This is a genomic window from Thalassotalea ganghwensis (assembly GCF_053485795.1).
Window position 1 is genome coordinate 1 of sequence record NZ_JBQRUM010000035.1, and the last position, 9229, is coordinate 9229.

Consider the following 9229-nt stretch of genomic DNA (forward strand, 5'->3'; position numbering starts at 1 on the left):
GCAAGAGAAAGTGCTGTTGTTAATTGCAAAAGAAAAGGCTCCTGAATAAATTCAGAAGCCTTTATAAACTAACCAGTTGATCGGTCAATGGATCATTAAATATTTCTTAACTGATCGGCATTAAGCGTAATGCTGGCTTTTTTGTTTCACATGAACTTCAGATGAGCGTTTGCTAATCTATTTTAGTATAAAGCCCATCAAAAGATGTTTTCCACGTCTGGCCACCATTTTTACTTGTTTGCCAATGCTGTCTAACGGTGCCGTCTTCATTAGCCGTCCAGGTAATACGATTTAATACCGTTATATTATTTTCATCTCGAGTTAGCCCCGATAACACCATGGTATTTGCTGTCGCTTGTCCATTGAGTAACAAGAGTTGCCCCGCATTGTCTGTCCATGTTTGGTGCCATTGCTTTTGCTGATGATCATAAATATTTAAACTTTTACCAACAAAACCTCCGGGTGTTGAGTATTCTTCTAATAAAGTGCAACCATCATTGATCAAAGTGATACTGCTGTTTCGTATGACATCGTCAGATTTTGTCGTTACTTGCCACTGGCCAAGCCAGAAATCAAATTGACGATATTCTTTCTCGCTGCAGGCTGTATTCGCAAAAGCTGAATAGGTGACAGCGTTTAATAAGAAAACGACTAAAAGCGCAAATCGCATGAGGCCTCCATGTTAATTTATTGCGTTTGAATGATGTAAGGTATAGACAAGATAAACTGCTATGCCAATGATTTGTTATTAAAGGCTTAACTGATGGTTTAAAACGACAAAGCATAGAGATTATAGTAGTATGCGCACTCATAGCAGTGGACCCTAAATGACAACGGTGATGATGCAAGGTTGCATCACGACATTCAAAGATATAGTGAATCAATGAAATACAGTGACCTAAGAGACTTTATTGAGCAATTAGAGAAAATTGGCCAGTTAAAGCGGATTTCACATCCGGTTTCAACTGATTTAGCGATGACGGAAATCAGTGATCGAACATTACGAGCTGGCGGTCCGGCGCTTTTGTTTGAAAACCCTGTCGGTCATAACGTACCGGTATTAACCAATCTCTTTGGTACACCTGAACGGGTTGCGTTAGCGATGGGACAGGATAGCGTTGATGCGTTGCGAGATGTCGGTAAGTTACTTGCAATGTTAAAAGAGCCTGAACCACCGAAAGGCTTTCGCGATGCCTTGGGAAAAATTCCCTTATACAAACAAGTATTGAATATGCCAGTGAAGGTAATTAAAAAGCCTTTATGTCAGCAAGTGGTGCTAAGCGGTGAACAAGTAGACTTAACCAAGTTGCCAATACAACGTTGCTGGCCAGGGGACGTTGCGCCGTTGATCACTTGGGGCTTAACTGTTACTCGAGGGCCACACAAAGAGCGACAAAACTTAGGAATTTATCGCCAACAAGTATTGAGTAAAAACAAAGTGATTATGCGCTGGTTGTCTCACCGAGGGGGAGCGCTTGATTTTCAAGAGTTTAAAAAGACTAACCCAGGTGAAAAATACCCAGTATCAGTGGCTTTAGGGGCAGATCCTGCGACGATATTAGGCGCGGTTACGCCAGTACCAGACACCCTCTCTGAATATGCATTTGCTGGCTTATTACGTCAGGCTAAAACTGAAGTTGCCAAGTGTTTAAGTAACGATTTAGAAGTGCCGGCTACCGCTGAAATAATCCTTGAGGGTTATATTGACCCAGAAGAAATGGCTCCAGAAGGACCGTATGGTGACCACACTGGCTATTATAATGAAGTCGATGACTTTCCCGTATTTACGGTTACGCATATTACTCATCGACAAGACCCGATTTACCACAGCACTTATACCGGTCGACCACCAGATGAACCGGCAATTTTAGGTGTGGCGCTAAATGAAGTGTTTGTACCTATCTTACAAAAGCAATTTCCGGAAATACAAGACTTCTATTTACCACCAGAGGGATGCTCTTATCGTTTAGCCGTTGTCACCATTAAGAAGCAATATGCAGGTCATGCAAAACGAGTGATGATGGGGGTATGGTCATTCTTACGACAGTTTATGTACACCAAGTTTGTCATTGTTTGTGATGATGATGTCAATGCACGTGATTGGAAAGATGTTATTTGGGCGATGACCACTCGTATGGATCCGAGTCGAGATACCGTTTTAATTGAAAATACGCCAATCGATTATTTAGATTTTGCCTCGCCCGTGTCAGGTCTAGGTTCAAAAATGGGGCTTGATGCTACCAATAAATGGCCAGGAGAAACTGATCGAGAATGGGGTGTGCCTATTGTCATGGATGAAGCCGTTAAGCAAGAAGTTGATGATATGTGGGAACAACTAAATATTTTAGATTAATCGATAAACGGTGTTGCGCATTAGTACGATATTGGTTGAGCAATGCGAAAAAACAACACACTTTATCTATTCATGATAAAATGCCGGCGAAAATTTGCACCAAAAAATTATTTAAGCGTAAGGTAACCGTAATTAATGAGCATAATTAATTGTCAGATACATTCATTAGAGAAACTGACGGAGTTTGTCTACAAGGTATTATTAAAACCTGAAAAGGTAATCGACTTTTTACCGGGACAATATTTAAATTTTGTCATGAGTGATGATGACAAGCGCCCGTTTTCGATTGCTAGTAAACCAGGAGATGAGCTTATTGAGTTACAAATAGGTGCTTTTGGCGCAGATAGTTATCCAATGCAAGTGATTGATCGTATTAAAGCATCGACGACAGTTCAAATAGAAATGCCTTTTGGTAAGGCTTACCTGCGTGACAATGACAAACCGCTACTATTAATCGCAGGCGGTACCGGTTTTTCTTATATTAAATCAATGTTTGAGCACCTTGCCGCCAAGCAATCATCACGCAAAGTGATTGTTTATTGGGGCGTACGTGAAGAAAGCGCGTGTTTTGAACTTGAGAAATCAACCCAAACAATTGCGTCATTGAAAAATGGCAGTTTTCACCCTGTTATTCAACACCCTACTGAAAGCTGGCAAGGAAAAACGGGTATCGTACATCAGGTAGTGATGGAAGAGATCGAAGACTTAAGCGAATTCGACATCTACTTAGCTGGCCGATTTGATATGGTGGCCACCGTGCGCGATGATTTTGTTGCCCGTGGTGTGACACTAGAGCAAATGCATGCCGACGCTTTTGCGTTTATTTAATTAAAAAATATTAGGTCAGATGATATAAGTTCGTTATCTGACCTGAATCAGTTTTCCAATAAAAACGTTGTCGAGCACAAATCTTCAACAATACTACCTCAAGGTATATTGCTGCCATTAAGCTCCATCGATAGGGCTTAGTGCACCAAATTTATTTTTCCCTAAAACGTGGGTGTAGATTTGGGTAGTTTTTATATCATTGTGACCTAAAAGTTCCTGAACAACACGAATATCATGCCCTGTTTCTAACATTCTGGTTGCAAAGCTATGCCGAAAGGTGTGGCTTGTTACCCGTTTATATATATTCGCTTTTTTACTGGCCACTTTTAATGCTTTTCGGAACGCCGTTTGGTGTAAGTGATGACGACTAATGTAATTATCATAGGGATGCTGACATCGTTTAATTGATGGGAACAAGTAATACCAATAAAAGTTTCTAGCGGCATTTGAGTATTTACGAATCAGTGATGGTGGCAGCGACGTCATGCCATAACCTTCTTCTACGTCTTTTTCATATATCTTTTTGACTCGTGCTATTTGCGCTTTCAATTCGGTTTTAATGTTTAGAGGCAAAAGTGTCATTCGATCTTTTTGGCCTTTCGATTGATAGACAAATATAGTATTTCTTTCAAAATCTAAATCCTTGATCCGCAGCCGCAATACTTCTGATACGCGAAAGCCACTGCCATACATCAACATTGCAATGAGTTTATGAACACCAGACAGGTGAGTGATAACTTCGATGGCTTCAGTATGTGTTAATACTTGAGGAACTCGTTGCGGCGTTTTAGCGAATTGAAATTGTAAATTTGAAAGCTCGGTATTTAAAACGTGCCGATACATAAAAATCAACGCGCATAACGCTTGGTTTTGTGTAAGTGGTGATACCTTCTCGTTGATCGCTAAATGCGTTAAGAAGTATTCAACTTCCGGTTCGCCCATTTCTTGAGGATGCCTTTTAGAATGAAAAAAGATAAAACGTCTTACCCAGTACAAATAAGCTTTTTCAGTTTTTAAACTATATCGTTTCGTCCTTAACGTATTGCGAATAGATTCGATAAATGGTGATTTAGCCATGAAATATTTCCCTATAATTATAACTGTATTTATATACAGTTATAATTCAGATATTCTAAAACGCCAACTTTTGCTTCCTACTAAATAAACTAAACCATGCTCGCTTTGTTTTTTTAACAAATCATAAGCCGCTAATATCAATAATAAAATTCATCTGTAATTTTGATTTAATAGGAAGTAAAGTAAGTCTCGTTAAATAAGGTCTCGCTTTGTTTTTTAATTCGTTTGCAAGGATGACATTAATGTGATGGAATATTTCAATATAAATCAATGTATTATTATCGATGCAGTTAAATTTGATTTTGGTTTAGACAAACTGCAAAAGTGTAGTTCTCGATAATAAGCGTTAGGTTTTCTATGGATAGATTAGCGATAATATTTTTAATTTTCTTTTTAGCTGCTTGTAGCTCTATGCGAGCGAAAGTTGAATATACAGTACCCAGTGAAAATTATATTGATATCGAGGGGGAAATTGTTGACTCTTTGACCTACAAAATTAAAGTTCAATATGTAGCCAGGAGCGAATCTAAAGACTGCAAAAATTATAACTGGTTAGCTGGACTACATGTTTCTCAATCAACTGAATTTGAATATCGACCGACCATTAATGATGGCCATCATAAACTCCATGTGCCTCTTAAAGAGCTAGATCCAAGCACCGAATGCAATTGGGAACCGAATATTGTCTTTTTGTGTGTTGCGAAAGCGGGAAACGATCCAAGTTCGTGTAGCAGTTTATTCTTTTTGAGAGGCGAACATGACAACAATTCAGAAGTAAATATAGAGTGCGCAGAGTCCAACTTTTGTTTCAGAGAGCCTTTCGAACTTCATACTGAAGATATCAACATTTTTAACAAAGTTTACTCAGTCAACATCAAAGAAAAGAAAACCTAACAAGGCCATTATGGCATGGACGCAAAACGCTTGGCTTGTGCTCCTTCGTCGCTAAGTTTAGCCAAGCATTTTTGCGCCCCATATGGCGGCGTTAGCAGTACAAGGTAGTATCGATGATCGAGAGAAAGCGTGGAATTTACGATGGGCGCAATAAGTCATCCACATATAAAGATTTAGTTTGGACAGTTGCAACTTCTTCTGACACGTCAGTAGGAATTGAGCAACAAACCCAATTAACCCTCGAAACCATACAAAATAATTTGCTCGAACTAGGCTCTGACAAAACTCAAATTGTTTCAGCTCAAGTTTATATTGCCAATATGGCTGATAAGCCTATTATGGATTCTGTTTGGAAAAATTGGTTAGGTACTAATCCGGAACATTGGCCGCAAAGAGCATGTTTAGGTGTTGCCCTCGAGGGACAAGTTTTAATCGAAGTAACGGTAACAGCAGTTCGTAGTTAAAGTATTGCTAACAAGCAATTAAACAGGGACAAAAAACAGTTGGCTTTTGCTCCTTCGTCGCTATTTTAGCCAACAATTTTTTTCCCATTAATGTGGGCGTTCTATCCACTCATATTCACCTTGGAAAATAAATGAATTTTAAAAGTTTCGGTTTAATAATACTTCTTGTAGTCAGTGCTTTAGTAATTGCTGAAGAAAAAATGGATCTTTCATCTAATAAATCTCTAGCTTTTATAGAAATTCAAGCACAGTGTTATATGAAAGGGCAACTTAATGATGAAAAGAAATGGCTAATTTCGGAAACATCTGAAGATTATTACACTCAAAAATTTACAAATGAAAACTATCACGAAGCATGTGTTGATAGTTTCAAAATATCAAAATATGAAGTGACCTTAGAGCTATACCAACAATATGCCAGCGAGAATGAAAATATTACAATTGGTGTAAAGGGTTGTTATGTAGTCGGTGACAATGGATGGGAAAATAATCCAAATGCAGATTGGAAAAATCCGACTTTTAAACAAGAAAATACTCACCCAGTCGTATGTATTAGCTACTATGAAGCTAAAAATTTTATTGCTTGGCTTAACAATAAACTTAAACCTAATCATGAGTTTAGGCTACCCACTGAAGTGGAGTGGGAGTTAGCAGCTAGAGGTTCTGAAAAGCAAAGGGGTTCATGGCGTTACTGGGGCAATGATATAAAGGCTTCTGAAGCTTGTAAGTACGGTAATGTTTCAGATTTATCACTTAACGAATACATGCAACAAGATTATTCCTTTAAGTGTCATGATGGGGCTATTCAAACGACTAATGTCCATTCTTATGAGCCGAATGACTACAATCTTTATAATATGCTAGGAAACGCACAAGAGTTTACCTGTTCAGGTTATAGTGATACTCCTTTAGAGACTGAAAACTCCTGTGAGACCCAAGAGAGAATGGAAAATATTACCGTTAAAGGAGCTTCTTGGTATTACCCTCCAATTTATAATCGTGCGGCATTTCGAGGTGGCTTACCTAGGAACCTAAGATTCTATGGTGTGGGATTTAGGTTAGCTCAGGACGCTGAGTAACCGCATAATAAGCAAATAATGGCATGGACGCAAAACGCTTGGCTTGCGCTCATTCTTCGCTAATTTTAGCCAAGCTTAATACGCCCCATATTGCGGCGCTATACACCTCGAAGAGTAAATTTCTTCGTAAATCTAATAAAATATAAAAAGGGAAATAGAATGAAATTAGTTCGATATTTTTACTTAGCTTGCATACTATTGCTTTCTTTTGATAGCTTGGCGATAGTCATTCGCCATGATGTTCAAGCCAGAAACTATGAATTAGAAAAAACACCGCCGTTTTTTGTCGATATGCCAGATGGTGGCCATGGTGCTTTGATTGCTCCTAATTGGGTTGTGACAGTAGCACACCTTTTACCACCAAATATTGTTGGTAAAAAATTACAAATCGGCGAATACAAAGTTGAGGTTCAAAAGGTAATCATCCACCCAGGTATAAAAAGTATTCCTGAGAGTATGCTGAGTGGAGATGCTGCAGACTTAATGGCCTTTATGATGACTGCGCATGACATTGCTCTAGTTAAGTTAAGCTCTGAATTACCGGATAATGCCCCTATTGAAATATATTCTGAAAACAAAGAGCTCAATCAAGTAATAACAGGGTATGGCCGAGGGACAACAGGGAATGGAAATACTGGCTCAGTTAGAGGCACTCAGGGAGTGTTCAGGCACCTGCAAAATAGAATTGAAGAAATTCATTCTAATTGGATCTCAATTACTTTTGACACTGGTGAAGAAGCCCTTGAACTTGAAGGGATTGATGGCTCAGGTGATAGTGGCGGTCCTTTAATTATGACCTCTAAGGGAAAAAGCTATTTGGTAGGGTTGTTTAGCTGGGATTATATTGAGGGTAATTTAGAAGAATTTGTTGCAGGTCATTATGGAAAAAAATCTTATCAGGTCAGAATTTCAGCTTATAGTGACTGGATCAAAAAAACCATGTCCGAAAACTAAGTAACGGTATATAAGTTACTAAAAAGTAAGAAAAACGCTTGTCTTGCGCTCGTTCGTCGCTAATTTTAGCCAAGCATTTTTCGCCTCTTAGGCGAGCGTTATGTGATTCTGATCTGCATGGAGACATCATGAAAAACTATCTAATATTTTTATTCTTCATTTCATTTATTTCCAATGCAGCTGCTGACGAGAGTAGCTTTATAAAGCATGATGTTGCAATATCTTATGATAAAGAAAATATAGCATATAGTGTATACGGCTCTGGAAATAGAGTATTAATATTCATACATGGTTGGAGTTGTGATGGCCGTTATTGGATAAACCAATTACAATCCTTTGCTAAAAAATATAAGGTAATAACCGTCGACTTGGGGGGACATGGTAATTCATCATCAAGCAGAAACGACTATACAATCAACTCTTTCGCAAAAGATATACAAGCTGTTATTGAACAAGAGGCGATTGATAATGTTATTTTAATTGGTCACTCTATGGGAGGAGCTGTTGTAGCTTCAACAGCGCAACTTTTGCCTAATAGGGTTAAAGGAATTATTGGAGTTGATACCCTCCATGATATTTCATTAAAAATTTCTCAAACAGATTTTAATGCAGCAGTAAAACCATTTGAAAAAAGTTATGACAAAACCATGAGAGCATTTGTTGCTAGTTTATTTATTCAAAATACTGATAAAGATCTGAAAAGGTGGATTAGTTCAGATATGCTTTCAGCTGCTAAACCTGTTGCTATCAGTGCTTACAGTAATTTTATGGCTCAGTATAAAACAGGTGAGTCATCTTCTGTATTTGAAAACATGAATATTCCTGTAATAACCATTAATGCAAAGTTGTGGCCTACAAATGTGAAAGGTAATAAAAATAAAATTAGGTATTATCAATCTATTTTTATAGAAGGTACGGGGCACTTTCCTATGCTTGAAAAGCCTATACAGTTTAATTCACTTCTGGAAAAGGCTATTCAAGGAATCTAATCTTTTAAAGTCGATAAATCACATAACACATATGAGCCGTAACTCTGTCAATAAGTAATAGTGTTTTTTTTGCCCGTTTTTAGTCAGTGACGGGCAAGGTTAAATCAATAAGCAAATTCGTTTACTTCGTCTGTCGATGTGGTCGTTAAGCAAGTTGCTTACGGCAAACACATATAGAGGCTCTCTTATTGTGAGCTCATCACGGCCTGTCTTGTCTCTCGTCCTTTTGATGAAACAGGGGCACTAGACATTTATCGGTTAACCCAATCAAGGCGCTATTCAAGTAGGCTGGTTTCATTTTATGTGTCCAGTTGGTTTCAGGCTCAAGTTAGGTGTAAGCGACTTTGCTTATTGTATTAATGCACGCGTACTGAGTGTCTAATCAAGCTAGGTTAGCTTAGGGCTATCGACATATAATTGGGTAACAGCTTTGTGGCTATGAATACACCCAATTGATTGATGTTTGTTCTGCGCAACTAAATCAGGACACTTTTCTTAAGGAATTTAGCTCATACTCTACTGGTGACAGATCACCGTTAGCAGTATGAAGCCTTTCTAAGTTGTAATAGCGCATATACGCAGCTACATCGT

Annotated in this window: 10 protein-coding genes; 7 read left to right on the forward strand and 3 right to left on the reverse strand. The window is 38.3% G+C overall.

Annotated features, from left to right (window positions below; all coding sequences use genetic code 11):
• Positions 1–172: 172 nt before the first annotated feature.
• Entirely contained in the window at positions 173–670 is a 498-nt protein-coding gene (locus ACSLUH_RS19055; protein WP_448569983.1) for a hypothetical protein, read from the reverse strand.
• Positions 671–883: 213 nt separating this feature from the next.
• On the opposite strand from ACSLUH_RS19055, the gene ubiD reads away from it, so the two are divergent.
• Together ubiD and fre are read left to right on the forward strand one after the other, a co-directional pair.
• On the forward strand, positions 884–2353 hold the full coding sequence (gene ubiD / locus ACSLUH_RS19060; protein WP_448569985.1) for a 4-hydroxy-3-polyprenylbenzoate decarboxylase: 1470 nt from the start codon (positions 884–886) through the stop codon (positions 2351–2353).
• A 135-nt stretch (positions 2354–2488) separates the two neighbouring features.
• Positions 2489–3181, forward strand: coding sequence for an NAD(P)H-flavin reductase (gene fre / locus ACSLUH_RS19065; RefSeq protein WP_448569987.1), 693 nt, complete (start codon positions 2489–2491; stop codon positions 3179–3181).
• A gap of 117 nt (positions 3182–3298) precedes the next feature.
• Here the strand turns inward: fre and ACSLUH_RS19070 are convergent, their stop codons facing one another.
• Positions 3299–4258 carry an integron integrase gene (locus tag ACSLUH_RS19070; protein ID WP_448569989.1) on the reverse strand — a complete coding sequence of 320 codons (960 nt, stop codon included), beginning with the start codon at positions 4256–4258 and terminating at the stop codon, positions 3299–3301.
• Between the two features lie 357 nt (positions 4259–4615).
• Between ACSLUH_RS19070 and ACSLUH_RS19075 the strand changes: the two genes are divergently transcribed.
• The 5 genes from ACSLUH_RS19075 to ACSLUH_RS19095 all read left to right on the forward strand — a co-directional run bounded on the left by ACSLUH_RS19075 (position 4616) and on the right by ACSLUH_RS19095 (position 8638).
• Positions 4616–5152, forward strand: a complete 537-nt coding sequence (locus tag ACSLUH_RS19075) for a hypothetical protein (protein ID WP_448569991.1) — start codon at positions 4616–4618, stop codon at positions 5150–5152.
• A 113-nt stretch (positions 5153–5265) separates the two neighbouring features.
• The gene (locus ACSLUH_RS19080) at positions 5266–5616 is read left to right on the forward strand and encodes a RidA family protein (RefSeq protein WP_440874259.1); all 351 of its coding nucleotides are present in this window, start codon (positions 5266–5268) and stop codon (positions 5614–5616) included.
• A gap of 131 nt (positions 5617–5747) precedes the next feature.
• Positions 5748–6695: a formylglycine-generating enzyme family protein gene (locus tag ACSLUH_RS19085; RefSeq protein ID WP_448569993.1), complete on the forward strand. Its 948-nt coding sequence runs from the start codon at positions 5748–5750 to the stop codon at positions 6693–6695.
• A 159-nt stretch (positions 6696–6854) separates the two neighbouring features.
• Positions 6855–7649, forward strand: coding sequence for a trypsin-like serine protease (locus ACSLUH_RS19090; RefSeq protein ID WP_448569995.1), 795 nt, complete (start codon positions 6855–6857; stop codon positions 7647–7649).
• A gap of 128 nt (positions 7650–7777) precedes the next feature.
• On the forward strand, positions 7778–8638 hold the full coding sequence (locus ACSLUH_RS19095; RefSeq protein WP_448569997.1) for an alpha/beta fold hydrolase: 861 nt from the start codon (positions 7778–7780) through the stop codon (positions 8636–8638).
• A 481-nt stretch (positions 8639–9119) separates the two neighbouring features.
• Here the strand turns inward: ACSLUH_RS19095 and ACSLUH_RS19100 are convergent.
• Positions 9120–9229: IS3 family transposase (locus ACSLUH_RS19100; RefSeq protein ID WP_448568195.1), on the reverse strand; the 110-nt coding region annotated here is incomplete at its 5' end.

Bases quoted from the DNA above. Each gene is read 5' to 3' on its own strand.
- ACSLUH_RS19055 (WP_448569983.1), bottom strand. From the start codon at position 670: ATGCGATTTGCGCTTTTAGTCGTTTTCTTATTAAACGCTGTCACCTAT.
- ubiD (WP_448569985.1), top strand. From the start codon at position 884: ATGAAATACAGTGACCTAAGAGACTTTATTGAGCAATTAGAGAAAATT.
- fre (WP_448569987.1), top strand. From the start codon at position 2,489: ATGAGCATAATTAATTGTCAGATACATTCATTAGAGAAACTGACGGAG.
- ACSLUH_RS19070 (WP_448569989.1), bottom strand. From the start codon at position 4,258: ATGGCTAAATCACCATTTATCGAATCTATTCGCAATACGTTAAGGACG.
- ACSLUH_RS19075 (WP_448569991.1), top strand. From the start codon at position 4,616: ATGGATAGATTAGCGATAATATTTTTAATTTTCTTTTTAGCTGCTTGT.
- ACSLUH_RS19080 (WP_440874259.1), top strand. From the start codon at position 5,266: ATGATCGAGAGAAAGCGTGGAATTTACGATGGGCGCAATAAGTCATCC.
- ACSLUH_RS19085 (WP_448569993.1), top strand. From the start codon at position 5,748: ATGAATTTTAAAAGTTTCGGTTTAATAATACTTCTTGTAGTCAGTGCT.
- ACSLUH_RS19090 (WP_448569995.1), top strand. From the start codon at position 6,855: ATGAAATTAGTTCGATATTTTTACTTAGCTTGCATACTATTGCTTTCT.
- ACSLUH_RS19095 (WP_448569997.1), top strand. From the start codon at position 7,778: ATGAAAAACTATCTAATATTTTTATTCTTCATTTCATTTATTTCCAAT.